The organism is Collinsella aerofaciens, from assembly GCF_039752775.1.
In the GTDB taxonomy this organism is placed as follows: Bacteria; Actinomycetota; Coriobacteriia; order Coriobacteriales; family Coriobacteriaceae; genus Collinsella; species Collinsella aerofaciens_R.
The window spans coordinates 1-24307 of the sequence record NZ_JBDMGT010000032.1; the positions used below are offsets into that span (position 1 = coordinate 1).

Here is a 24307-nt window from a genome sequence, read left to right on the forward strand (position 1 = left end):
CGGCTTCTTGCGAGCGCCCGAGACGGCGGCGTCGACCTCATCGACAACCGCCGCCTCGTCACCCAAGGGATCTAGATTGTTGTAATCGGTGGTGGAATCTGCCATCTGCGCTGCTACTCGGCCTCTTCGGTATCCTTCGCATCGTCGGGCTCAACGGACTCGACGGGCACCGAGGTCACGTTGTCCTCGACCGAATCGACGATGTCGCGCACATGGGCCAGGAAGGCAGTGCGCTCGGGAGCGGTCATGACGCGGACGCGGGCAAGGATAAGCTCGTCAAGCACGCGCTGGGCCGCGGTCTCGCCCTGCATGCCCAGACGCTCGGTCAGGTCGGAGATGGTGCCACCGGCCTGCTCGAACATATCGGACACGCTGCGGGCGATATCGGGGGTGGCGGTGTCCTTGCGGACCTGCTCGCCCTTGGTGTTAAGGTCGTCGAGGACCTTCTTGCCGCCTTCGACAGCAACGGCGGCAGCGCCAAAGCCAACGTTGATGGCGCCGTTAACAAGCTGATCGAGTTTCATAACCATGGTTGTCTCCAATCATAAACAACTGCATTGGCGTTCTTGTACCCAAGATCGAGTGAAAGCGACAAAGCGTTTTAGCGCTATTCGATCGACGGGAAATCCCTACCTCACGTTGTCGTTCATCGCGAAAGAGTTCTTCATGGCGCAGCTCGTGGTGTAGAGCACCTTGCCCAGTAGAGCATCGGTCTCCACACGAACACACTCGGCAAAGGCCTCATTGGCGCGTGCAAGCTCGGCAGGCACCTCGGCCTCAGGCAGAGCGGCTACGGTAGCATCGACGTCATGGATCTGCTTGTGGCCCATGCCACCGACCTTCTCCTGGTAGTCCTCCACAGCGCGGCCGCACTCATGGAAACGGACGTCAGCCAGGGCGCCGATCAGGCGGTTGGCCCAGTAGAAGTTTTCGGACGTCACGCGAGCCTGCGTGTCGGCATAGTACTCGGGCATGGTCTCGACGTTGGCGTACAGCGGAACCAGCGCGTTAAACGAGTTGGAACCAAAGGCCATCCACTGCACGGCGCGATACGCCGGCTGCGCATAGGGGCGCAGCTGCAGCACGGCGAGCTGGCTGTTGCGGTTGATGCCGATGGGGCGATATGCGCCACGCGTAGCGGGCGTGCCCTTGCTACCGTAGCAATCGTACTCCGTGCCCTGGTAGTGGCTCGAGAGTACGTACTTGATGTCCTCGATGGTCACCTTGCGCTCGGGCACGCGGCTCCAGGGGATATCGTCGCTCTCGGGCGTGTAGTCGGCGTCGGGGCCATCCCACACGTCGCTGGGGTTGAGACAGCGCTGCATGTACCACGCGCGCGGCGTGTTGTAGGCGTGGTCGCTGTCGCTGTGCGAGCCAAAGGCCTCGCGCGGGTTAAAGACCGCAGCCGGGCCGTCGCCCTCGACGCCCAGCGTCAGGTCCAGATGCCACTCGGCCATCCAGGCGCGCAAGTCGGCGGAGCACATGTGGTCGGCCTGGGCGCCCTCGGCGTCATCCAGGTCAAAGCTGTCGATACCCAGCTGGTTGGGCATGGTCACATAGGCGTCGTCAGGCACGCGCTTGGCAATCCAGTGGTGACCACCGATGGTCTCGAGCCACCAGATCTCGTCCACATCACTAAAGGCGATGCCGTTGTTCTCGTAGGTGCCGTAGCGCTCGAGCAGGTCGCCCAGGATACGAACGCCGTCGCGGGCGGACTTGGCATACGGCAGCACCAGGGTCACCATGTCCTCCTCGCCCAAGCCGCCGGGCTGTGCCGGAACGTATCCGTTCTCGCCCTCGTTGCCCTTGGCGGGTACGTAGTCGACGAGCGGATCGGCGCCGCGGACGCGCTCGTTGGTGGTGAGCGTCTCGGTTGCGGACATGCCCACATTGAGCTCGTTGAAACCGGCCTCGGCCCAGATGCCGTGGCCCGGGACAACATCGGGGACACTCGTGTAGCGCATGGGGTTATCGGGCAGCTCAACGGTCAGGTGACTCAGGACGCTCGTGTAGACGCGCGGCTGCTCGTCGGGATGCACCACGCGCATACGCTTGGGCTCAAACACCCCGTTGGACGAGTCCTCGTTACGCGCGACAAGCGTCGACCCGTCGTAGCTCGCGTTCTTACCGACCAGAATCGTTGTGCACGGCATGCGCATCCTCCTTGAGCGAAGAAATCAAACGGCAACAGTGTATCGCTTCGGCGCAGAAAGGGCGAAACCACGGCCTCGGCAGCCCCCGTGGTCAAAAAATGCCAAATATGAGTACTGTCACAAATTTAGTGGCAGCAAATTGCACTGTTCCGGGCGCCGGGAATCCTCACCTGTCCAAAAACTGAGTCTAGTAATTCCCCATACGTCCAATAAAATTGGCTCTTTAACGATATTACTTATCGCTAAAGAGCCAAAATGATCTCAAACATATGTGACTAACTTGGCAACAGTACTCATATTTGGCATTTTTTGACCACGGGGTATCTAACCAACCCCCTAAACAGCCTCCAAACGCCTATTTTACCGCGCGCTCAGCCGCCTCGATCACGTGCTTGGCGAGAATTGCTGTCGTCACGGCGCCCACGCCACCCGGCACGGGGGTGATTGCGCCAACAACCGGCTCCGCGGCATCAAAATCGACGTCGCCGACCAGCTTGCCAGCGGCTTCGTCCCAATTAATGCCAACATCGATAATCGCCTGGTCCTCGCGGACCGCATCTGCGCCAATCGTGCGCGCGCGTCCAACGGCGGCAACCACAATGTCGGCAGCACAGCACTCGGCGGCAAGATCGCGCGTATGCGTATGGCACGTCGTCACGGTTGCGTTGCGCGCCGTAAGCATGGCGGCAACGGGGCGGCCAATTACCAGTGAGCGTCCGACCACAGCAACCTTGGCCCCATCCAGCTCAACGCCGTAATGATCCAGCAAAGCAAGCACGGCTTCGGCTGTGCAGGGGGCAAAACCCTCGCCGCGCCCCGAAAGCGTGGTGAGCAGTGAAGCCGGCGTCATGGAGTCAACGTCCTTGGCGGGATCGAGCGCTGCGGCGACGGCGTTCTCGTCAAGGCCGGCGGGCAGCGGGCGGAACATCAGACAGCCATGAACAGCCGAATCGGTATTGATGTCCTCGACGGCCGTCAACAGCTCGTCCTGCGAAACATCGGCAGGAAGCAAAACGCGGCGAGCCTCAATGCCAACCTTCTCGCAGCGCTTGAGGGCACCGCGCTCGTAGGACAGGTCGTCCTCGCGCTCGCCCACACGAACGATGGCCAGCGTCGGTACAACACCGCGCTCGCGCAGGGCTGCACAGCGAGCAGCAAGTTCCTCGGTCAAAGCGCGAGCAACGGGAGCACCCTTCAGCAGTTCAGCCATGGCTATCCTCTCTTCCTTGCAGCGTCGGAGGCGCGGCGCGCCAGCGCATCGGCGCGCGGCAACCATGTGTCGAGCAACTCATCACACGCCGTCTCGAGCTCCTCAGCACGAACGCGATCTTTCATAGACGTGGTGTTCGCAAAGAGCGTCAAGCTCGCGCCCTGCATAGCGGCACGGCAGAACACGGCGCCGCACGCCACATCGGACAGCAGCTGACGCGAACCCTTGTCGGCCATGTCCTCGAGCAGCGCCAGCGCACGCCCGCAGGCATCCATAATGCGATACGGCGGCATAGCGGCCACATGCAGCGCATCCTGAATCGCGGTCGCTCGAGCCGGATCGTCACGCGGAATACCGTACGCCGTGGACACCTGCCCGTAGGCACGAACGTCCTCGGCGACCAGACCCACAAGTTCCTGCGCCAACTCATCCGCCTGGGCAAACGCGCGCGTCAGATCGTCTGCGCGATCGGCAAGCGCAGGGTTTGTCGCCCCATAGCGAGCAACCATCCCGCAAAGCGAGGCGCCCAGTGCACCTACAAAGGCGCTCGCGCTACCGCCGCCGGGAACCGGCTCGCGTGCGGCAAGCGCCTCGGCAAACTCTCGACATGTTTTATCCATCATCTCTTGGCTCATACGCACGCACCTTCAAGTCATATACATCGGTCGGGTGGCAACCGCCGACCGACCGCATCAATCACATAATGGTGCTAAGTCTAGCCCATAAGTACATGAGCGTCAGCGCACCTGGCCATCGCGGATTTCTATGACGAACGATAGGCGTCGGCACCGCAAACATGGGACACATGGCCCACCTTTCGAGACTTCCGGACGTCAAAAACTGAGGCATATCTATAAACAAGGAACCTGTTGGGGCAACGCCCACGCACGCGCGCCCCATTAAATCAACGGGCACCTCACCCCGGGGAGGGCCGACAGCATCGGCCCTCCCCTCTTTTGCGACCGCACATATTGCCACTTGTCGGCGCAATTCCAGCCCCCAGAATGGGACACATGGCCCACCCGAGCGAGCCGCTCGCGCGTACAGTAAAGGCAGGTAATCCATGGGCGGTTACAGATCGAGGAGGACACGACCATGAAAAAGAAGGCCTTTGCGATTCTCACCCTCTGCATCAGTCTCTTTGCCGCAGTTGCCTTGGTGGGTTGCGGTGGCAGCGACGGCGCTACCGGCAGCAGTGGTGGCGGTGGAGCGGAAAAGCCAGCCGTGGATATGAGGACTGACTTCATTTGGTTTAAAGTCGAGGTGCCCGAGGGCGTCGAAATCACGGACGTCGCAGGCGATACCGCCGACAGGGCCCAGTTTAAGTTCACCGAGAGCGAGCATGCCAGCGACCGCTTCATCCCCGTCTTCGATCCTGACAAGAACGCCGATGAACTGTTCGACTACGAGGCAAAGTGGAAGGCCAACTCCGGATGGACCGAGAGCGATCCCGTTAAGTACAACGGCAAGACCTGGCGCAGCGCCTACTTTACGCACTCGGGCGGCGTGACGACCGAGTACTTCACCGACGTTGACGGCGGCAGCGTGTACGTGCGCATCGACAACGTCGAGGAACACAAGGACGCCGTCGAGACCATGATGAAGTCTCTGGAGTTTGCCGACGACATCGCCGAGGCCAAGACCGAGGCCATGGACGTCAAGCTCGACGATATCGAGATCAAGCGCTAAGCGACTGGCGAGCGCAACGGAAAACACGGTCGCAGTGCAAACAAGCGACGGTACCCCAGCGCTTCGTACCCAGGGAGGGCCGGTAAACCGACCCTCCCTTTCTTATGCCGGTAGCCAACGAACGCGAGGATGCCGGACGCCGGAACCGCTCCAAATGTAGCAACAGTACGAAAACGACAAGCACCCCAACACGTCCGCCCGCCGATTTATTGCGCCGCGCAGACAATTAAACCAGCATCTTTAAACATCTGAGCAGTATAGTGACCAAAACTATCGCATAACCGCACTCTACGAATGGAGAAGTTATGACCGAACACCACGCCATCAGCCGCCGAGCATTTACGTTGGGCCTTGGACTCGCGGCGTTGTCGCCACTTGTAAGCCTGCCCGAAACCGCGGCATTGGGCATTGGCCCACGAGCGGCATTTGCAGACGACGCTGCCACAGCGTCGGTCAGCCTCGACAATTTCGTCATTCGCCTTCGCCCCGCGGGCTATTTTCGTACCGCAAGCGTTAACGAAGACGGCAACGTCATCGGCAACGTCTGCCATCTGTTTAATGACGGCACGTCCAGCAAGCTCATCCTTGAGAACGTAACGACCAAGAATGACGATACAAACTGGTATGCTATCCGCACCTTGCTCAATTTCGAAGAGCATAAAAAGACGGGCTACAGCATTTGGTCGGTCGATGGCGACTCGGACAAAGACGGAAAGGTCATCCACGTATGGAGCGGCGAGTATGACAACAAGCCCAGCCGCGCTTTTGCGTTCGAGCGGCAATCAAACGGAACCTATATCATCCGAGACCGCACGGTCGAGAAAGAAACCGAGAAAAAAGACATTAAGTACCTGGCAATAGAATCGAACGGCGAAGACCAGGACAACAATAAGATCTGCCATAAGAGTAAGAGCATTCCGTGGGAGCTCGAACTTATCGGTTACGACATGAAAAAGAACGATGCCACGGTTAGCAGCCTCGACTGGATCACGTATAGCAGCTACGTCGACGGACCATGTTGGATGAAATACGTCGACGACAACAAGTTCCTCGACGAGCTGAGCATCCCGGGTACGCACGATTCGGGCACCTGCAGCGTGGACAACGACACTGAGCCCCAATCCTCGCAAGTAAAATGCCAGCAGGATTACATTCCCACGCAGTTGCTCGAAGGCATTCGCTATTTCGATATCCGGCTCGGAAAGGGCGATGACCCCGGCATCGACCACGGGATTTTCTACCTACTCAAAAAAGACGGGAACTATCTGCATCTCTCCGATGTCATAGGCTACTTCAAAACGTTTTTGAACGAAAACCCGACAGAAGCGCTCATCATGCTTGTATCACGAGGCAACGACGAGGCTACCGACGAAAGTGTTACGACGGCTTTCGCCAAGGTTTTGGACGACAACCCCAAACTGTTCTATACGTCGAGCCGCGTTCCCACACTGGGCGAGGTGCGCGGAAAGATCGTCCTGCTACGTCGATTTGGACTCGACGGCGACAGCGTAAGCGGCCACACGTGGGGACTCGACCTCACCGAATGGGATAACAAAATCGCAGTGCACACCGACAGCAGTTCCATGTGTCTCGTCCAAGACGCGCGGGGCTTTGAAGCCGCGGGGGAAACAGGCGACAAAGAGCCCTATTGCACCAAGGTATACGCCCAGGACAAGTACAAACTCACGGGAACCGACAAGCTCAGCTGGGTCGATAATGCGCTGAAGGAAACGACCGGGCGCACGCGCAACGAGGTAGATGTCGAGGACGATAACGGGGCCAAGGAGAAAGTCCTGGAGCGTTGCTGGTCTATCAACTACACCAGCTGCACGGGCTTGTCGCACGGAGGCAATCCTTTTACCTCGGCACGAGTAGTCAACGAGCATCTGTATAAGAGCCCGTACATCAATCCCAGCGGCATCGAGGATACAAAGTCAGATTACCTCAAGCACATTGGCATCATCGCATCCGACTTTGTTGATGCGGCGCTGGCCCGGAGCATCTACCAGCGCAATTACAATTACGATACGAAGCACACGCAGTCGGCTTCGTGCTGCCTCCCGACCCGCATGCGCATGACGTACGGCGACTCGCTGAGCGATGCCTCGCTCCAGGATGGCAAGACCGTTGGCGAGGGCCATTTCCGCCTTGTCGACAGCAGCAACGTACTCAACGTGGCGGCTTCGGGCCATGCGTTTACCATCGAATACGTGGATGTCGACGCCTTGGGCAACGAGACCGTTACGGGGCTGCAGGGATCCGTGCCCATCGATATCGATCCGCGCGCACTGACACCCCACTTTGAGGGGCTCGAAGGCCTTAAGGCCGGCGAGGATGTGCGCACAAAGGTCGCGGCGCTGCTCGAGGGCAAACTCGAAAACGATGCCTGCACGGCTCAGCTCGAGTTTGTGCACGACGCGGACGGCGCTCCGGGCACGGCAATGGTCGAGGGCGAGGCATTTACCGCGGGAACGTACTGGGTGCGCGCGAACGGTCTTTTGGGCGACGCGGCGCAAAACTACAAGCTTGCTAATGACGGAGCCGCGAGCTTTACCGTAGCGGCCTCGAGCAGTGCAGGCGGCACCGGCACCGACGGTGGCACGGGTTCCAACGCAGGCAGCGCTGATAAGAACGGTAAGGGCAACAAGGGCAAGAACTCGGGCGGAAAACTCGCCGACACGGGCGACGGCTCCGGCATTGCCGCCGGGCTCGCTGCCGCCGCCGTAGCGACAACGGTCGCCGGCGCGGCAATGCTTGCCAACGACCGCGAAAACGCTGGGGACGGTAGCGAATAGGCAAGCCGGCCTTTTAGACACATCGACTCAATGGGGGGCGCAGGACACCGTTCTGTGCCCCCGATTTTTACCTTGGCCCAAACGCCGCCATAGGCTACATCACCATGTTCAGCGCGTTAACAAACTCCTGGGCCTTCGCACGGCTGCTCAGGCTAAAAACACAAGCAGTCAACAGCCTGTTACGCAGAAAAACATCGCGGCCCTTGATCCTGTTGACCCCCGTAATGTCCTTAAGATAGACAATCTCGGTGTGCTTGCCACCAAAAGTGCCCTTCTTGAGCACCTCAATACGGTTGGGGTAGATCTTGACGTCTTTATACCTACCCGAACCTTTGTCCTGGAATAGCAGCGTGTTATTGTCCATACGCGTCACTCCCGTGGGATTCGCTAAAACTGCCTCTATGGTCACATTTTAGTCACCGCAAGGCCCCATGCGAAGATGTCAGACAGCACAGCAATTCGTGTCCGCGCGAGGCTTTAAACTAAATGCGATAAAGACGCATTCCACAAAAGGAAAGTGGGGCGACAGTGATGGGCGAACTGGTAAACCGTGGAGAATCGGCAATCGTGCCCGAAGGTTTTTACAAGCAGGTCTCCTCGATTCTCAACGCCGCTCGCGACAAGGCCTATACCGCCGTTAACTTTGCGATGGTTGAGGCATATTGGGAGATCGGCAAGAGTATTGTTGATGAACAGGGCGGAGAGGGGCGCGCCAAGTATGGCGATGCACTGATCGACGAACTTGCCGTTAGATTGACTAAGGATTTTGGCAGAGGCTTCAACGCCAGAAGCTTAAGATACATGCGTCAGTTTTATCTTGCGTTCCCAATCCGGAACGCGCTGCGTTCCGAATTGAATTGGACACATTACCGCAGGTTATCGCGTATAACCGACCCTGATGCTCGAACATGGTACATGAACGAATGCGCCGATTCTCGTTGGAGCACGCGTCAGCTCGAACGCCAGATCAACACCATGTTCCGCGAGCGCCTACTTGCCAGCAAGGACAAGGAGGCCGTCACCCAGGAAATCCAAAAGAGCGCCCCGGCTCGTCGCCCCGAGGATATCATCCGCGACCCATATGTACTGGAGTTTTTAGGTTTCTCGGACGATACTGCGTTTCGCGAGAGCGATCTAGAGCAGGCGCTCATCACGCATCTTCAGAAGTTCCTGCTGGAGCTTGGCCGTGGTTTCGCTTTCGAGGCGCGCCAAAAGCGCATCACCTTTGATGGGCGCCATTTCTATATTGACCTTGTTTTTTACAACTATCTGATGCGCTGCTTCGTGCTCATCGACCTTAAGACGGACGACCTTACGCATCAGGACCTGGGCCAGATGCAAATGTATGTGAACTACTACACGCGCGAGCTCATGAACGAAGGCGACAATCCGCCCATAGGCATCGTGCTCTGCGCGGACAAAAGCGATTCGATTGTCGAGTACACGCTGCCCGAAGACAACGACCAAGTGTTTACCGCCAAATACCTGCCGTATCTTCCAAGCAAGGAAGAGCTGGCGCGCGAGCTGAGTGCCGAGTACCGCGCCATCAACGAAGCGACTAATGGCGAAACGCAAGGGTAGCAGCACGTTGCGACCGAAGCCACCGCAGCCGTCGCAGGCGCACTCGCGGTTGCGACGCACGCTACGAAACAATACCGGTCATGGACGCCGGCAACGACATTCTAGCCGTGGCTGGCGAGCGTGACCTGACAGGCAAAGACGCGGCCTTCGTCTGATGTGGGTCCATTGGCTGCCACAGAAAAGGGCCGGTTGCAGCCGGCCCTTTAGACGATAATACCTGCGTTGCCCGCGCTTCCGAAGTGTGACTAGCTGAGGAGCGGGTTCCGCGGCACAACCTGATTTTACCCAGTGAGGAGGCTCTTTTGCAGCCGCTCCACTGTTTATTTACATCTGGCACCCTCAAACAATCAGACGGCAGCCCGCACTCCTGAGAGCTGCCCCGCACCCCCGGCCATCACCTTACGGCAACAACCGGTGCTACTCCCCTACTTCCCAAATAGCGCACCCAGCAGACCGCGGCGTTTGGGCTTCTCCTCTCGGTAGGAACCCTCGACGGCGGCTGCAACCTGGCGCGGTTGCTCGCCGCCTCCACGGCGCACGATCTGGTACAGGAAGGGCGATTTAACGTATTTGACCTCGAAGGGCGTGGCGTGCACGGTGCTCTCACCGGACAGATGCAGGCTCGGGCTGAGCGGCGCCACGATATGCGTTTCGCGCTTGTCGCTAAACACCACCGCGGCCGCGCGGCCCGTCTGGCCGTTTACGGCAATGCGCACCTGCTCGCCATCGCGGCCGTCTGTCGCCGGACGATCGACAAAGTAGACCGGCACCATCACCAGGCCGTCCTTATGTTTGCGGGCCTTGCGCGCCCACATGCGAATGCTCTTTTTATTGAGCCCCAGTACAGCCTCGGCGTCGTTGCCCGCAACGTCGAGCGCCAACTTATCAATGACCACCTGGTCCTTGGTAGACGCATCGACTGAGACAACGCGAAAGTCACCTTCCTGCATGGCGGGATCGAACGGACCGACCTTGGCAAAGTCCCACGGCTCCAAAATGCCCATGAGGCGAACGTCCAGGTAGTTTGCCCTGGGGTATGCCCAGTCGAGCACCTCGTAGTACACCAAGGCCTCCTTGCTCAGGCCCTTGCCCGGGAAGCTCGCCATCATGCGCAAGTCCGCCAGCGCCATGGGGAAATAGAAGAGCATCATGTCGTTTTGGATCGCGTCTTCCACGTCGTGCCCGGCAAAGGCATCCGGATACTGGCGCACCAGCTGCAGCGCGTTGGCACGTGCCTGCTGCGGCGAGATTTCGCAGGGAATACCCTGCTCGGGCACATACTCCGCACCAACGCCTATGGTCAGGCGCTTGCTAAACGTCCCCGGCTTGAGCAGGTCCGCAATGCCGATCTTATTGCCGCAGGACGGGCACTCAAACACACGCTGCGTTGACTCGCCCTCAAAGGACGCTCCGCAGAAGGGGCAAGGAATGCTCACATGCGTGGCCTCTTGGAACTCCTGCGCCGTGCCGCGATCCTCCCACAGCAGATGTTCCAGGACCGACTGATTGCGCCAGTGCGCATTGAAGAAATACCAGTCCGGGTCCTGCGGGCGCTCGAGTTGCGACACATGCGTGAGTTTGAGCAGTCCATCCACCACCGTCAACGGCGTATGGCGAATACCCAAAGCGCTCTTGGGCTCTCCGGCGTCCGCCTGCCACGGAACCACCGTGCCGCAATAGGCGCACTCAAAGCTGCGCTTAGCCTGGTGCGAGTACATAGGGCCGCCGCAGTTTTGACATTTTATGGCAAACATCTCGTCCATGGAAACGTCCTCCTTTGCACAGGGGCTGTCGACATTAAGTATGTCGAGCAAGCAGGCACATGCCCATACCCATGTGGCCCAAAATGGACCACCCAGGCAGACGAGAAGGCTCGTTCGTTAGCACCGGCAGACTATTGCTGCATTTTCTGAGCATCGGCGCACGGCGCCCCCGTGCGAGCTACACTATCCCCTTAAACATGATTGTGAGGACGACCGCTATGCTATTTGTAAATCGGCTGGTACATACGCTTGTTCCCGGCAGCGAGAGCGAGCCGGTCGATGCATCTTGCCGCACCAACGCGGGCTTTTCCGCAAGCCTCGTCTGCATTGGCCTCAACATCACCCTGTGCCTGGCCAAGGGCATCGCGGGTCTGCTCGCCGGCTCCGTCTCCCTCATCGCCGACGCTTTCAACAACCTCTCCGATGCCTCGAGCAACATTGTGAGCCTGCTCGGTTTCCGCCTTGCCAGCCGCCCGGCAGACGAAGGCCACCCCTATGGTCACGGCCGCTACGAGTACCTAGCCGGCCTGTTCGTCGCCGTCCTGGTTTGCGCCGTCGGCATCAACCTGATTCTCGAGTCGGTCACCAAGATCATCAAGCCCTCGCCCACCGCTTACACGTTTATTTCCCTTGCGGCACTGGCTACGTCCATGCTCGTTAAGCTCTGGATGGCAGCGTTCAACCGCACGCTGGGCAACCGCATCGATTCCGAGACACTCATCGCCACGGCGCAGGACTCCAAAAACGACGTCATCACCTCGGGCTCGGTCTTAGCGGCGGCGCTTATTTCGCAAGCGACAGGCTTTGACCTCGACGGCTGGGCGGGCCTGGGCGTGGGCATCTTCATTTGCATCAGCGGCATGGGCCTGGTGCGCGACGCCATCAGCCCGTTGCTGGGGCAAGCGCCCGACCCCAAGCTCGTCCAGGCAATCCGCGACAAGATCATGTCCTATCCGCAGGTCCTGGGCACACACGACCTCATGGTGCACGACTACGGCCCCGGCCGTCAGTTTGCCAGCGCACACGTGGAAATGCCCGGCGAGGGCGATGCCTTTGAGCACCACGAGATTCTGGACACCATCGAACACGATATCAAGCATCAGATGGGCATCGGTATCACGCTACACTGCGACCCCATCGCCACCACCGGCGACGACCTGCGCGGCTGGGTCAAGCGCGGCATCATGCAGATCGATCCTGCGCTCTCCATCCACGACCTGCACGAGCACGATGGCTTTGTGTCATTTGACCTTGTGCGTCCCGACGGCTTTGACATATCCGACGAGGAGCTGCTGGGGCTCGTCACGCGCATCGTGCACGAGCGCCGACCCGATGCCTCATGCGTCGTTACGTTTGACTCGGGCTTTAGCTCGCCCGACCGTCCGGCCGAGCAGCTGTAGCCCACTTAACAGCTAGTTTCCCTGCGCGCCCGAGATGCCGTTTTGTAGGGCGTTCCAGGCATCCGTCGCCATGTCGCCCAAGTTCTGCGCGGTATCGCCCAGTTTTTGTGCCGTATCGCCCAGCTCTTGCGCCTTGTCTCCCAACTCCTGCGCCTTGTTGCTCAAGTCCTCCAGCGTATTGGAGCTCGAGCTGTCGGTACCGCTTTGGCCGTCGGACGAGTTGCCCGAACTGTTCTTGTGCGTGAGTTGAATTTCGAGGTTGCCGTTGTCGTTATAGTAGGCAGAAGTAACGACCCAGTTGGCATCGACGACGGGCGTTGAGCCATCATCAGTCAGGACCACGGCATTCGAAAGATCGGCGCCGCGCGACTTGAGGATCTTCTTGGCGTTGGACCAGTACTGCCCCGGGATATCACTCAGATCGACGGTGCTAGACGAGGCGGACTCGGTTTGCTCGGCAGCGGTATCGGCCGTTGAACTCCCTCGCTTGTTGAGCATGCCCGACACGATGGCAAACACAACCGACAGCGCAAAGAAGATCGCCAGCACGATGAGGATCTTCTTAATCACGCTCGACGAACGCGACGGCGTCTCTTCCTCGTCCTCGCCATATTGCGGAATCGACTTGGGGTACTCGCGATACGGCTCGCGCGACTCGTAGCGAGGCTGCGCCGTGCGAGGCATATACGTCGTCTGCTGAGGCTGCGGAATGGGATTCTGCGGCAGGTCATCATAGGGATTCGGCGTCGAGGCGGCATAAGAATCCTGCGGCGCGTAATCAAACGGGTCTGCCGCCGCGTTGCCATAGGGGCTTTGCAAAGATGCAGCGTAAGGGTCCTGCGCCGCGTCGCCATAGCCCATAACTCGTGTGGGCTCGGCAGAAGGCTGCGTCGCGGCGGGGTCGACATAACCGGGGTTGGGAACAACGCGGGTCGCATCGGCGCTATCGCCAGCCTGCGCGGAACCGCAGCCGCCCATCACGGTTGTCTTGTCCTGATCCATGCAACGATTCCTTTCCGTCGCCTGTAAGCATCAAGTTATCCATGCATTCTACCAGCGCAAAAGCCTATGATGGGCAGAGTCCGTCGGTATCTACAAGACATGCGCGGGCCTAAGGATCAAAAAGCCCCGCCGGGCCTTGGTAGGCGCGACGGGGCGGGCAAGCGGCTATGAGCAGCGAGCTTAGAACAGGCCGGTGATGTTGCCGTCGTTGTCGACGTCGATGTTCTCGGCCGCAGGGACCTTGGGCAGGCCCGGCATGGTCAGAACACTGCCAGTCAGTGCGACCACAAAGTGGGCGCCGGCGGAAACCTTGAGCTCACGCACCGTGATGCGGAAGTTCTCGGGAGCGCCCAGGGCCTTGGCGTTGTCGCTAAAGCTGTACTGCGTCTTGGCCACGCATACCGGCAGGTTGCCAAAGCCGTTCTCGCGCAGCTCGGCAAGCTGACGCTTGGCGGCCGGCGTAAAGTCAACGCCGTCGGCGCGGTAAACCTTGGTGGCAACAGCATCGAGGGCGTCGGCCACATCGGCGCCGTCCTCATAGGCAAACTTGAGCTCGCTCGGCTGCTCAATCAGACGCATGACCTCATCGGCCAGCTCGAGCGCGCCCTCGCCGCCCTTGGCCCAGACCTCGGAAAGCTTAACGTTGACGCCGAGCTTCTGGCACTCGGACTCGATGAGCGCAAGCTCGGCCTCGGTGTCCGTCGGGAAGCGGTTGATGGCGACCACGCAGGGCAGACCATAAACGTTCTGGATGTTGTCGACGTGACGCAGCAGGTTGGGCATGCCAGCCTTGAGTGCCTCGAGGTTCTCCTCGTTGAGGTCGGCCTTGGCGACGCCACCGTTGTACTTCAGCGCACGAGCGGTCGCAACGACCACGACGGCGCTGGGGCGAACGCCCGTCATGCGGCACTTAATGTCGAGGAACTTTTCGGCGCCCAGATCGGCGCCGAAGCCGGCCTCGGTAATGGCGACATCGCCAAAACGCATGGCCATGCGCGTAGCCATGATGGAGTTGCAGCCGTGGGCAATGTTGGCGAAGGGACCGCCGTGGACAAACGCGGGCGTGCCCTCGAGCGTTTGCACCAGGTTGGGCTTGAGCGCGTCCTTAAGCAACGCGGCCATGGCACCCTGGGCCTTAAGGTCGCGGGCACGGACGGGCTCGCCGGCAAAGCTATAGCCGACGACAATCTCGCCCAGGCGCTCCTTGAGATCGCTGATGCTCGTAGACAGGCACAGGATTGCCATGACCTCGGAGGCGACGGTGATATCGAAGCCGTCCTCGCGCGGCACGCCCTGAGCCTTACCGCCAATGCCGTCGATGACGTGGCGCAGCTGACGGTCGTTCATATCGACGACGCGCTTCCAAGTGATGCGCTTAACGTCAATACCGAGCTGGTTGCCCTGCTGGATGTGGTTATCGAGCATGGCGGCCAGCAGGTTGTTGGCAGCACCGATGGCATGGAAGTCGCCGGTAAAGTGCAGGTTGATGTCCTCCATGGGAATGACCTGGGCCCAACCGCCGCCAGCGGCACCGCCCTTGACGCCAAAGACGGGACCGAGCGAAGGCTCACGCAGGGCCACGGCGCTCTTGATACCGCGACGACGCAGGCCATCGGCCAGACCGATGGTCGTGGTGGTCTTGCCCTCGCCCGCGGGCGTTGGGTTGATAGCGGTCACGAGGACGAGCTTGGCCTGGTGATCAGTCGGCTCGTTGAGCAGTGAATAGTCGACCTTAGCCTTGTCGAAGCCGTACGGAATAAGGTGCTTAACGTCGACGCCGGCGTTCTTGGCCACCTCGGTAATAGGCAGCGGCGTGACAGAACGTGCGATTTCGATGTCAGTAGGCATGGGCGGTCCTTTCGTTACCGAATGAGAAAAAGACCAATTCAGCATAGCACGGGCGCGCAACAGTAAAACGCCCATAACCGATGAACGGCGATATGTTTACCCGATGCCCAGCGATAGTCCAACAGCCCGCCAAAACAAAACGCCCTAAACGGTAGGTTCAATCCCCAGGTGCTCGAATGTGCGCAGGGTTGCCTGGCGACCCTGCGGTGTGCGAATCATCAATCCGCACTGCAGCAGATACGGCTCATAGACATCCTCGAGCGTTCCCGGGTCCTCGCCCACCGCGCTAGCAAGCGTCGTCAGGCCCACGGCACGACCGGAGAACGTCTTGGCAAGCGTCTCCAAGATGCGAATGTCCATCCAGTCCAGACCAAGCTCATCGATCTCAAAGAACTCGAGCGCCTGACGGCAAATATCAAGCTCAATAGGCCCGTTGCCGCGCACCTGCGCATAGTCGCGCACGCGCTTGAGCAGACGATTGGCGAGGCGCGGCGTACCGCGCGAACGCGAGCCGATCTCGAGCGCGCTGGGATGGTCGATCGTCACACCCAGGATGGTTGCCGAGCGCGTCACAATCTGCGCGAGCTCCTCAACGGTGTAGTAATCCAGGCGATACGAAATGCCAAAGCGGTCGCGTAGCGGGCCGGTCAACATGCCCGAGCGCGTCGTTGCCGCCACCAGCGTGAACTTGGGGATATCCAGGCGAATCGAGCGCGCGGCCGGACCCTTGCCGATCACGATATCGAGGGCAAAGTCCTCCATCGCGGGATACAGAACTTCCTCGACCGAGCGGTTGAGGCGGTGGATCTCGTCGATAAACAGCACGTCACCCGGCTGCAGGTTAGTCAGGATGGCCGCCAGGTCACCGGTGCGCGCGATGGCCGGGCCACTCGTGGTTTTAATCTGAGCGCCCAGCTCGTTGGCGATAACGGTAGCCAGCGTGGTCTTGCCCAGACCCGGAGGGCCCGAGAAGATCACATGGTCGAGCGTCTCGCCACGGCTCTGCGCCGCCTCGATGAGCACGCGCAGGCTCTGCTTGATGTGCTCCTGGCCGCAGTAGTCATCCAGGCGCTGGGGGCGCAGGGTACGGTCGACATCGAGGTCCTCGGGCGTCAGCTCCGAGCCCACCATGCGCTCGCCATGCGCCATGGATGCCGCCGGCGAGTTGCCGGGCGTCGCCCACAAGTCCTGAGAGTCATCGGCTTCCCACATCACGCATCCATTCCGAGTCGCTTGAGCGCCGCGCCGAGCAGATCCTCGACACGCATATCCTGCCCATCATACCCGCTCAGGGCGACATCGGTCTCCTGTGGGCTAAAGCCCATGGAAAGGAGTGCCGCGCGGGCATCGTCGATGGCCGAGGGAGCGGCAGTGGGCACGGGCATCGCAACCTGTCCGGGAATCACGTCGACCGGCACAAAGCCCTTGTCCTTGGCAAAGGTGCTCTTGAGTTCCAAGATAAGGCGCTGCGCCGTCTTTTTGCCCACACCGGGCACCTTGGCCATGCCCTTGTCATCCTCGGCCATCACCAGCGAATACAGTTGCCCCACGGTATAGGTGGAGAGCACGGCGAGCGCCAGGCGCGGGCCAACACCCGAGACGGACACGAGCCGATCGAACATCGTGCGCTCGTCCTTGGAGGCAAAACCAAAGAGCGTCATGGCGTCCTCACGCACCTGCATGCGCGTATAGAGGCGGACCTCGCCGCCAGGCGCCGGCAACGTGGCTGCGGTGCTGCCCGAGATGCCGAGCTCAAAGCCCACGCCCGACACATCGACGACGGCTGAGCCCATCGTAGCCTCGACAAGCGTTCCATGGAGCTGGGAGATCATCAGTATCCGGTTCCTCTCTGTTGATAGAACTCGCCACCGGTAAGCGCACGGGTGCGGCTGAGGTTTACGTGGCAGATGGCGCAAGCCAGGGCATCGGCGGCATGGTCGGGATGCGGGTCGTGGTCGAGCTGCGTGAGCGTGCGCACCATGTAGGCGACCTGCCGCTTATCTGCGGCACCGGTGCCCACCACAGCCTGCTTGATCTGCATAGGCGTGTACTCGCCGATCTCGAGCGCGCACTCCGAAAGCGCCACAAGCGCAGACCCACGGGCATGTGCCGTAGGAATTGCCGAGCGGACGTTGGCGCCAAAGTAGATGCTCTCGATGGCGGCGGTATCGGGGCGGTAGCGCTCGACGACATCCTTGAGGTCGCGGGCGATGTGAGACAGGCGCACCGCGAGCGGGCTTCCGGCACTGGTCTCAATACAACCGTAGGCACGACAGCGAACCTCTCCGCGCCGCTCCTCGATAATCCCCCAACCCGTATGGGCCAAACCGGGGTCGATACCCAAGATAACCAAGCCGACCTCCCCTCGTCACAAGTACATCGCAAGGCAAGGCCCCACGCATTATTCACGAACGTCTGTTCTAGAATAACACAACGCTAGCCCTATAAGTCAGCCGAGATCGAATTGTAGGTTGAGCATAAGTCAGCGAGCGAGTCCCTGCCGTGGCAAGGTGTCGCGAAAGAGGAGCGCCGCGTACTTCTGTACGCAAGCGACGGCTTGAGCGGCAGATTGCCCGGCAGGGGCTCGCGCAGCGTCGACTCGTTACGCGGTTTGGCAAAACCGCGTAACCTTGCCCCTATCCCATAGTTAGTTCTGACTAAAGAACGGAAACTGCCTCGGATCAACCGGCGGCTGCGGTATCGGCGTGCCCTGGGGCCCACCCTGCGGGCCACCCTGGCCGCCCATCATCTTATCGATGGCGTCCTGGACCTCGCCCTCAAACTTCTTCATGCCCTCGTGCAGGCGGCGCTGGCCGTCCTCGGAGCGCAGCTCCTCCATCTGCTCGGGCGAAATACCCAGCAGCTCGCCCAAAATGCCCATCATCTCACCACGCATACGGTCACTCGTATCGTCGTCGGCAAAGCGGCGCACCTCGGTGCGCGCCAACGAATCGACCGTCATACGCCCTTTACCGCTCAGGCCAAGATCGGACCACGCGAGCATATACGGCCAGGCACGCTCGGCAAACGAACGGGCCGAGACGATCGGCGCCGTCGGCAGCTGGCGGCGAGCCGCCTCTCCCTGGCGCACGAGCATCAGCAGCAGCGAGCAGGCCTCGGGCTTGCCAGCGGCCATCGGGATATCGTCAAAGGGACGGTTGCGGTCCACGTGCGCCTCGAGCGTGCCATCGACCTCGCCCGGCTCAAGCCCGCCGAACAGCTGCGCCGCGCGGTCGAGCATGTCGACCGGACCGTCAAGCGCCGAGAGCGCCTGCGCCAGCACGCGCTCCATGCAATCCTCCACCGCGTTGAGCGTCACGAGCTCCTGCGGCACCACGGCAGACGTACGGTTGCGTGCGCGCGCAACAAACTCGAGCGTCGACAGGTATACATCGCCAAAGGGCGCATAATCGCCCTGGTAGCCACCGCAAAGCGCGGGCGCCGCCAGCGCGTACTCAGTTTTGGACAGCGGGCTCAACGCCATCGCACCCAGCTCGAGCGCCGTATCCTCCAGCATAAGGCCCAGCGTGCGAGAACGCAGGCGCTCGGCGTCGCCCGCTGACACATCGCGGTCGAGCACACGCGCGGCATCCGGCGCATCGCGCTCAACCGTGCGAATATGCAGGCGCTCGGCAATGGAGCGAACGGCGGCACAGCGAGCAGCCTCGGCCTCTTCCTGCGCCGGCGTAAAGATACGGTTGCGCCCCAGCACCAAGCCGATCACATTACGCGAGCCCAATGCATCGACAGCCAGCGCCGCAAGCAAAGACGACGGCAAGTCGCCCTCGAGCGCCACCACGGCGCGCGACGTACCGCGGGCGCGGGCGTTATCGCGCACGGCGAGCACCAGCGCCTGCCACAGCCATTCCTCGGAGCAAAACTCGGGCAGCTCGTGGTCCTCCAAGGCATCGAGCATCACACCGCGCTGGATCTCCTGAACCAGTAGGCTCTCCTCAAAACACGGCGCTTGGGCCACCACGCGGCCGCAGTCGTCGAGCACAAACGAGCCGCCGGTATACACCGACTCGTCGTATGCACCGACCGGCGCCATGCAGGCAAACCACACGCTGCGCTTAGATGCGATCTTGCGGTAGGCTCCGCTGCGCACGGCGGCGATCGCGGCGGTCTCGCGGTCGGTCATATCGAATGCGTTGAACTGGAAATAGGCAATGAGGTCGACGCCGGTCGGCAGCATCTCGAGCTCGCGGGCCAGGTCGAAGATCACCGCGGTGCGCACGCCGTCCACGTCGAACACCGGCGGCGCCCAACGCGCGTCGTTGTTCTCGCCACGCTGCAGGGCAATACTCGCACGCGCGGGTACCACGCGACCGTCCTTGAGCATCATATAGTCGAGCAGGGGCTGGCCCTCAAACGAAACCGCTGCGGGCACGATGCAGATCATATCGAGCTCTTGAATACGCTCGGCGACGCCGGTCAAGCCGGCAAGCATGTCGTGCTCAAAGTCGGCAGCGCCCACCAGGCCGCCGGGCAGGGCTCCCATAAAGAGCGGAGCCGGCACGCACAGCACACGCGCACCGCGCTCGTGAGCCAGGCGCGCCTGGTCCTCGATGCGACCGCAGATACCCTCAATATCACCCAGGCGCATATCGATCTGTGCAAGTGCGAGCTTCATGGCTCAGCCCTTTCCGTCGTAAACCGTCGTTATCGCAGTAAAAGCGCCGGCCGCGAGATGCAGTCGGCGCTTGCATGTGCATATGCTAGCTATGATACCCCGAGCGGGGGCGCGCTCCTAGAACGTCGCGGACCACAGCCCGTGCAGGTTGCAATAGGCATAGACGGTACCGGTCTTGGAACCGCCGGCAAAAAATGTCGCGGGCTTCATGCCGGGCTGGAGGTAATGGACCTCCAGACGGCCCTCGGCCTCAAGGGCAATCCACTCGATGTAGTGCTCGGGCACCATAGGATGCTCGACCGAGCCCACGCGCGCACGGATCACGTGACCGTCGCGCTCGCTCTCGACGACGGGCACGTGCTTCTCGTGCGCCGCGTCCTCGGTGTTCGCGGTCAGCTCCGTGCAGCCGGCAGGGGTTGCAACGTCGTTGCCAAGGGCGACGATGAGCTTGCCGTCGGGGTCCTTAAAGAATTTCGCCATGATGTTCTCCTTTGCTGATGTGCCGATGTCCTCGATGCTTCTTATGCCCAAAGGCGCGCGAACCATCCACGGCATCGCAAATGAACACATAACGAGCGAGGCTAGCGCCCGTCGCCGCCGAGCAGCGCCAGAACATCCTCGCGGGTAAACAGCGCCGAGGAAATGCCGTCGCCGCCGAGCACGCTGTTGACCAGGTCGCGTTTGGACTCCTGCATCTGCATGATGCGCTCCTCGATCGTGTCCTTAGCGATGAGCTTGTACACGGTCACGGTATGTTGCTGGCCAATACGGTGCGCGCGGTCGGTCGCCTGGTCCTGCGCGGCCACGTTCCACCATGGGTCGTAGTGAATGACCACGTCGGCCGCCGTCAGGTTGAGACCCACGCCGCCCGCCTTGAGCGAGATCAGAAACACCGGCACCTCGCCCGCCTGGAACTGCGCGACCATCTTGGCGCGGCTCTCCTTGGACGAAGCGCCCGTGAGCTTAAGGAAGGCGATGTCCTCCTTGGCCAAGCGCTTGCCAATGATATCGAGCATGCCCGTGAACTGGCTGAACAGCAGAATGTGATGTCCGCCGTCGAGCGCACCGTGCACGAGTTCCATGCAAGCGTCGAGCTTGGCGCTCCCCGCCTTGTAGTCCTCGTAGTGTAGACGCGGGTCGCAGCAGATCTGGCGCAGCTTGGTGAGCTCGGCGAGCACCTTGAGCTTGTCTTTCTTAAACTCGGATGCCTCGCGATGCTGCACCTGCTGGGCGATGCGGTCTTGGTTGGCCAGGTAGAGCTTGCGCTGCTCGCCGGTGAGCTGCGCCATGACGGTGTCCTCGATCTTCTCGGGCAGATCGGCCACCACGTCCTCCTTGACACGGCGCAGCACAAACGGCGATACCAGCGCCTGCAGGCGAGCGGCGCTGTCACCCTCGGCGTGCTCGACCGGGCTTTCGAAGCGCTTGGCAAACGACTCGCGCGTGCCAAGCAGGCCCGGCATCAAAAAGTCGAAGATGCTCCAGAGCTCGGACAAGCGGTTTTCGATGGGCGTGCCCGTCAGGGCAAAGCGCACGCCGGCAGGCAGGCGCTTGGCGGCACGCGCCACCTGCGTGAGCGGATTTTTAATGTACTGGGCCTCGTCGAGCACCACGCGGGCAAAGTCCTGCTCGGCATACTCGTCGATATCGCGGCGCATGAGGTCATACGACGTCACGACCACGTTATGCTCGTCGGCGCCGGCGATCTGCACGCGGCGTTGAGCCTTGGCGTCCACAATGGCACACACATCGAGCGACGGGGCAAAGCGCTCCAGCTCGGCGGTCCAGTTGTACACAAGCGACGCGGGGCACACCACGAGCGTGGGCTTAGTGTCCCCCGCCTCCACGCGCGCCAGGATATGTGCGATCATCTGCAGCGTTTTACCCAGGCCCATATCGTCGGCCAAGATGCCGCCGAGGCCCAGGTGCTCGAGCGAGCCAAGCCACTGGTAGCCGTCGACCTGATAGCCGCGCAGTGAGGCCTTGAGCGAGACCGGCACCGTAAAGTCCATCTTGCCGAGCGTATCCAGGCGCTCGACGGTGCGACGGAATGCAGCGTCGCGATCGGCTTCGAGCGCGGGCGTGCGCGCGAGCATGCTGTCGACGAACAGGGTACTCGACGCGGGAAGCGACACGCCGTCGAGCAGGTCGACAGCATCGACCCCCAGATCCTCGGCAAGGCCAAACGCGGCGCGCGCTCCCTCGTCCAAGCGAATGATGTCGCCCGACGTGAGACGCGCAAACGTCTGGTGACGCTTGTACGAGTCCAGATAAATGGCAAGGTCTGCCGCCGACAGGCCGCTCGCACCCAATTCGACATCGAGCAGATTGCTCTTGACGGTCGCGCGCACCGAAAGCTTGGGCGCAGGGCGGACCGAGATCTGGCGCAGGCGGTCGCTGAGCATGACCTCGCCCAGCTCGGACAGGGCAGACAGGCCCTCGGTCAGCAAGTGGAACAGGCTCTCGTCATCGCGTTCCTCAAACGCCAGGCCGCCCTCGTAAAAGTCGAAATACAGGGCCGCCGTGTCCATAACGCGAAACTCTGCCACCTCGTCGCGCGGCGGCACGCCCGGGCGCCGCTCTTCGAAGGGGCTGCCCGGAGCGCCCAGGCTAAAGAGATCTGCCGACCAGTTGCCGTAGGTAACCGTAATTTTGCAGGTCACGAGCCCGTCGTCGACGCCGATCGCCATAGCAAAGCTTGGCTCGGGCGCCACGGTATCGAGCGCCGCGGGCGCGGTAAGGTCGGTGTAGTCGCGCAAAATGGGCAGCGCCATACGACAGAACTCCCCCACCTGGTCGGCAGCGATATGGACCGGCGTGCGACAGGGCAGCAAGCGCGATAGGAACGGCGCCGCATGCTGGGCGAACGCTACATCGGTACGGCGCGCACGGCGGGTGTCAACCAGATAGGCAACGTCGCCCGAAGCAAAGCAGTATGCATCGGCCGGCAGGCGCAGATCGTAGCTGCCGCCAGCCGCCGGCGCGATCTTGGCGGCAAGGAGCGGTTGGCGCTTAGGCAGCACCTCGTCCTCCCCTTCCGGAGGCATCTCGACCGCCACGTCATAGGTGCGATGCGTCGTCGTCCCCCGCGACCAGGCGGGCTCAAAGGAGATGGTCCGGCCGCGCAGCAGGTCCAGCACATATACGATGCTATGCTCGGACAGCGGCAGCTGGCGCTCGGCGACAAAGCCGCTGCGTGCAAAATCGTACGACGCCGAACGCGAGCTTGTGATGTCATCGAGATAGGCAACTGTCGTCACAACAAGGTTGAGCAGCTTTGTCGACACGTCTTCGAAGGCTTCGGGCGTATGGACAAACGTGAGCTTCTTGCCGTACGAGAAGGTGCCGCCTCGGACATAGGCGTCGGCCATGCCGTCGATATCCTTGACCACGTAGGACACCGAACCGCAGCGAATGCGGAACTCGAGCGCCCAGCTAAAGCGGTCGGCGAACAGCGGATTGTAGTACGGCACCAACGAGGGCTCCAACGCTGCTTTGGGGGCGTCGGGATCAACGGCACCGGCAAGCTTGCGGCGCATGCTCGCCAGCTCATCCATGCGCGCGTCCGAAAGATCGGAGAGCGCCGCCATGAGGCTGGGGCTCGTGGGGACGGGCGCCGGGAAGGGAAAGTTGAGGTTGACGACCGGCGCTTTGGGCGCGGTGCGCGCGGGCTGTTTCGGCTGCGCCGTAAACGCGCGGACCGGCGTGCGCAGCCCCTCAACAGGCTCAATGCCGCTGGCGTCCAGGTACGCCAGCGCTGTGGCGATGGCGTGCTTGCACATGCCGGGGTAGCGATAGGCAGCGGGGCAATCGCAGTCGTAGTCGATCACCTCGTGCTCGTCCATGTCGAGCGCCACATGCGTCTTGTACAGGTCGCCGCGCGAGCCGCGCACCGAGCCCTCAACCGTCACGTTCTTGGAGAAGCGCGAGCCGCTGTCCTCGATCGACAGCACGGCGCCGTTGAGCATGAGCGAGCGGCCCTTCATAAAGGTGCCGCTCAGCGCCGCCTCCTTACGAAGCGCCTGCACAAACGTCCCCTGTGCCATCACTTCCTCCAATCCACACATGGTAGCTAATTTGGGACGGGGCTATTTTAGCTACCCTTTGGCTGACGGCGAATGAGTCGGGGTTGGAATACATCTCAACCGACATTTGGGGGTAGCTAAAATAGCCCCGTCCCAAATTAGCTACCCCTCAGCAACGCCGTCCCTAGATAACCGTCACTCTGCCCTG

The 24307-nt window shown here is 61.2% G+C and carries 18 protein-coding genes; 4 read left to right on the plus strand and 14 right to left on the minus strand.

Annotation, left to right across the window (positions count from 1 at the left end):
- Positions 1-113 precede the first annotated feature (113 nt).
- The 4 genes from ABHR63_RS08330 to ABHR63_RS08345 all read right to left on the minus strand — a co-directional run bounded on the left by ABHR63_RS08330 (position 114) and on the right by ABHR63_RS08345 (position 3998).
- Positions 114-530, minus strand: coding sequence for a hypothetical protein (locus ABHR63_RS08330; protein ID WP_117583986.1), 417 nt, complete (start codon positions 528-530; stop codon positions 114-116).
- Positions 531-629: 99 nt separating this feature from the next.
- Entirely contained in the window at positions 630-2153 is a 1524-nt protein-coding gene (locus ABHR63_RS08335) for a C69 family dipeptidase (protein WP_346965961.1), read from the minus strand.
- A gap of 355 nt (positions 2154-2508) precedes the next feature.
- A complete protein-coding gene (locus ABHR63_RS08340) occupies positions 2509-3363 on the minus strand; it encodes a bifunctional 5,10-methylenetetrahydrofolate dehydrogenase/5,10-methenyltetrahydrofolate cyclohydrolase (protein ID WP_217750906.1) in 855 nt (284 codons plus the stop codon).
- Between the two features lie 2 nt (positions 3364-3365).
- Positions 3366-3998 (minus strand): cyclodeaminase/cyclohydrolase family protein, encoded by a 633-nt coding sequence (locus tag ABHR63_RS08345; RefSeq protein ID WP_117746351.1) that lies wholly within the window; start codon positions 3996-3998, stop codon positions 3366-3368.
- A gap of 460 nt (positions 3999-4458) precedes the next feature.
- Between ABHR63_RS08345 and ABHR63_RS08350 the strand changes: the two genes are divergently transcribed.
- A complete protein-coding gene (locus tag ABHR63_RS08350; protein WP_346965127.1) occupies positions 4459-5052 on the plus strand; it encodes a hypothetical protein in 594 nt (197 codons plus the stop codon).
- A 305-nt stretch (positions 5053-5357) separates the two neighbouring features.
- Complete coding sequence (locus tag ABHR63_RS08355) at positions 5358-7847, plus strand: phosphatidylinositol-specific phospholipase C (RefSeq protein WP_346965128.1); 2490 nt, start codon at positions 5358-5360, stop codon at positions 7845-7847.
- A gap of 94 nt (positions 7848-7941) precedes the next feature.
- Here the strand turns inward: ABHR63_RS08355 and ABHR63_RS08360 are convergent, their stop codons facing one another.
- A complete protein-coding gene (locus ABHR63_RS08360; RefSeq protein ID WP_138112918.1) occupies positions 7942-8211 on the minus strand; it encodes a hypothetical protein in 270 nt (89 codons plus the stop codon).
- Positions 8212-8378: 167 nt separating this feature from the next.
- Here ABHR63_RS08360 and ABHR63_RS08365 point away from each other — a divergent pair, with 167 nt between their 5' ends.
- On the plus strand, positions 8379-9428 hold the full coding sequence (locus tag ABHR63_RS08365) for a PDDEXK nuclease domain-containing protein (RefSeq protein WP_138374824.1): 1050 nt from the start codon (positions 8379-8381) through the stop codon (positions 9426-9428).
- A 425-nt stretch (positions 9429-9853) separates the two neighbouring features.
- Here ABHR63_RS08365 and ABHR63_RS08370 read toward each other — a convergent pair whose 3' ends face one another.
- Entirely contained in the window at positions 9854-11191 is a 1338-nt protein-coding gene (locus ABHR63_RS08370; protein ID WP_346965129.1) for a TFIIB-type zinc ribbon-containing protein, read from the minus strand.
- A 218-nt stretch (positions 11192-11409) separates the two neighbouring features.
- On the opposite strand from ABHR63_RS08370, the gene ABHR63_RS08375 reads away from it, so the two are divergent.
- Entirely contained in the window at positions 11410-12591 is a 1182-nt protein-coding gene (locus ABHR63_RS08375; RefSeq protein ID WP_138112922.1) for a cation diffusion facilitator family transporter, read from the plus strand.
- Positions 12592-12603: 12 nt separating this feature from the next.
- Here ABHR63_RS08375 and ABHR63_RS08380 read toward each other — a convergent pair whose 3' ends face one another.
- From ABHR63_RS08380 to ABHR63_RS08415, 8 genes are all read right to left on the minus strand, one after another.
- A complete protein-coding gene (locus ABHR63_RS08380) occupies positions 12604-13593 on the minus strand; it encodes a hypothetical protein (RefSeq protein ID WP_346965130.1) in 990 nt (329 codons plus the stop codon).
- 180 nt (positions 13594-13773) lie between these two features.
- Complete coding sequence (locus tag ABHR63_RS08385; protein WP_138112926.1) at positions 13774-15441, minus strand: formate--tetrahydrofolate ligase; 1668 nt, start codon at positions 15439-15441, stop codon at positions 13774-13776.
- A 144-nt stretch (positions 15442-15585) separates the two neighbouring features.
- Entirely contained in the window at positions 15586-16653 is a 1068-nt protein-coding gene (ruvB, locus tag ABHR63_RS08390) for a Holliday junction branch migration DNA helicase RuvB (protein ID WP_117735946.1), read from the minus strand.
- On the minus strand, positions 16653-17273 hold the full coding sequence (gene ruvA / locus ABHR63_RS08395) for a Holliday junction branch migration protein RuvA (RefSeq protein WP_346965131.1): 621 nt from the start codon (positions 17271-17273) through the stop codon (positions 16653-16655). The genes ruvB and ruvA overlap by 1 nt, the downstream gene beginning before the upstream one ends.
- Positions 17273-17794, minus strand: coding sequence for a crossover junction endodeoxyribonuclease RuvC (gene ruvC, locus ABHR63_RS08400; RefSeq protein ID WP_152073620.1), 522 nt, complete (start codon positions 17792-17794; stop codon positions 17273-17275). Before ruvC ends, ruvA begins: the two co-directional genes overlap by 1 nt.
- A 294-nt stretch (positions 17795-18088) precedes the next feature.
- Positions 18089-20074, minus strand: a complete 1986-nt coding sequence (locus ABHR63_RS08405; protein WP_346965132.1) for an NAD(+) synthetase — start codon at positions 20072-20074, stop codon at positions 18089-18091.
- 117 nt (positions 20075-20191) lie between these two features.
- A complete protein-coding gene (locus ABHR63_RS08410; RefSeq protein ID WP_346965133.1) occupies positions 20192-20554 on the minus strand; it encodes a desulfoferrodoxin family protein in 363 nt (120 codons plus the stop codon).
- 101 nt (positions 20555-20655) lie between these two features.
- Complete coding sequence (locus tag ABHR63_RS08415; RefSeq protein WP_346965134.1) at positions 20656-24120, minus strand: DEAD/DEAH box helicase; 3465 nt, start codon at positions 24118-24120, stop codon at positions 20656-20658.
- Positions 24121-24307: the final 187 nt, after the last annotated feature.

Coding starts and splice junctions, on each gene's coding strand:
- ABHR63_RS08350 (WP_346965127.1), top strand. CDS start 4,459: ATGAAAAAGAAGGCCTTTGCGATTCTCACCCTCTGCATCAGTCTCTTT.
- ABHR63_RS08360 (WP_138112918.1), bottom strand. CDS start 8,211: ATGGACAATAACACGCTGCTATTCCAGGACAAAGGTTCGGGTAGGTAT.
- ABHR63_RS08415 (WP_346965134.1), bottom strand. CDS start 24,120: ATGGCACAGGGGACGTTTGTGCAGGCGCTTCGTAAGGAGGCGGCGCTG.
- ABHR63_RS08385 (WP_138112926.1), bottom strand. CDS start 15,441: ATGCCTACTGACATCGAAATCGCACGTTCTGTCACGCCGCTGCCTATT.
- ruvB (WP_117735946.1), bottom strand. CDS start 16,653: ATGTGGGAAGCCGATGACTCTCAGGACTTGTGGGCGACGCCCGGCAAC.
- ABHR63_RS08375 (WP_138112922.1), top strand. CDS start 11,410: ATGCTATTTGTAAATCGGCTGGTACATACGCTTGTTCCCGGCAGCGAG.
- ruvA (WP_346965131.1), bottom strand. CDS start 17,273: ATGATCTCCCAGCTCCATGGAACGCTTGTCGAGGCTACGATGGGCTCA.
- ABHR63_RS08355 (WP_346965128.1), top strand. CDS start 5,358: ATGACCGAACACCACGCCATCAGCCGCCGAGCATTTACGTTGGGCCTT.
- ABHR63_RS08370 (WP_346965129.1), bottom strand. CDS start 11,191: ATGGACGAGATGTTTGCCATAAAATGTCAAAACTGCGGCGGCCCTATG.
- ABHR63_RS08405 (WP_346965132.1), bottom strand. CDS start 20,074: ATGAAGCTCGCACTTGCACAGATCGATATGCGCCTGGGTGATATTGAG.
- ABHR63_RS08345 (WP_117746351.1), bottom strand. CDS start 3,998: ATGAGCCAAGAGATGATGGATAAAACATGTCGAGAGTTTGCCGAGGCG.
- ABHR63_RS08380 (WP_346965130.1), bottom strand. CDS start 13,593: ATGGATCAGGACAAGACAACCGTGATGGGCGGCTGCGGTTCCGCGCAG.
- ABHR63_RS08365 (WP_138374824.1), top strand. CDS start 8,379: ATGGGCGAACTGGTAAACCGTGGAGAATCGGCAATCGTGCCCGAAGGT.
- ABHR63_RS08410 (WP_346965133.1), bottom strand. CDS start 20,554: ATGGCGAAATTCTTTAAGGACCCCGACGGCAAGCTCATCGTCGCCCTT.
- ABHR63_RS08330 (WP_117583986.1), bottom strand. CDS start 530: ATGGTTATGAAACTCGATCAGCTTGTTAACGGCGCCATCAACGTTGGC.
- ABHR63_RS08340 (WP_217750906.1), bottom strand. CDS start 3,363: ATGGCTGAACTGCTGAAGGGTGCTCCCGTTGCTCGCGCTTTGACCGAG.
- ABHR63_RS08335 (WP_346965961.1), bottom strand. CDS start 2,153: ATGCCGTGCACAACGATTCTGGTCGGTAAGAACGCGAGCTACGACGGG.